The sequence below is a fragment of the Streptomyces sp. NRRL B-1347 genome (genome assembly GCF_000720325.1).
Lineage (GTDB): Bacteria > Actinomycetota > Actinomycetes > Streptomycetales > Streptomycetaceae > Streptomyces.
In genome coordinates this window covers 1-664 of record NZ_JOJM01000255.1, presented here as the reverse complement: position 1 = coordinate 664, position 664 = coordinate 1, and the positions used below count along the sequence as shown (strand labels likewise).

The window sequence follows — 664 nt, the reverse complement described above, 5'->3', positions numbered from 1 at the left end:
TTCGACTTTGGTGTGTGGCCTCCGGTGGGGGCTGAGTTGGTTGATGTGTCGGGTGAGTATGTGCGGGCGGCGGAGAACGGGCTGGAGTACGGGTCGGTTTTCCAGGGGTTGAGGCGTGCGTGGCGGCGTGGTGGTGAGGTGTTCGCGGAGGTTGAGCTTCCGGAGGGTGAGTGGGAGCGGGCGGGCCGGTTTGGTCTGCATCCGGCGTTGTTCGATGCGGCGTTGCATGCGATGGGTGTGAGTGACGCTCTGGCGGCTGGTTCGGGCTCGGGTTCGGGGAGCCTGCTGCCGTTCTCCTGGCGTGGGTTCGCTTTGGAGGCGGTGGGTGCGACGTCGTTGCGGGTGCGGCTGGCGTCGGTGGGTGAGGGTTCGGGTGCGGTGTCGGTGCTGGTGGGGGATGGGTCGGGGCGTGGGGTGGCGTCGGTCGAGTCGCTGGTGCTGCGGCCGGTTGACGCGGATCAGCTGAATGCTGTGGGCGGGGTGGTGCGGGATGCGCTGTTCCGGGTGGAGTGGGTGGATGCGCCCGGGGTTGTGGTGCCGGGTGAGGTGGTGTCGGGGACTGAGGTTGTGCGGGTGGTCTCCGGTGGTTCGGATGTGGTGGGTGAGGTGTATGGGCGGGTCCTTGAGGTCCTGGAGCGGGTGCAGGCCTGGGTGGCGGACGAGG

1 protein-coding gene is annotated in these 664 nt (G+C 68.4%); it reads left to right on the top strand.

From position 1 onward, the window contains the following. Positions 1 to 45: 45 nt before the first annotated feature. Positions 46 to 664: polyketide synthase dehydratase domain-containing protein (locus IG74_RS47305; protein WP_234334699.1), on the top strand; the 619-nt coding region annotated here is incomplete at its 3' end.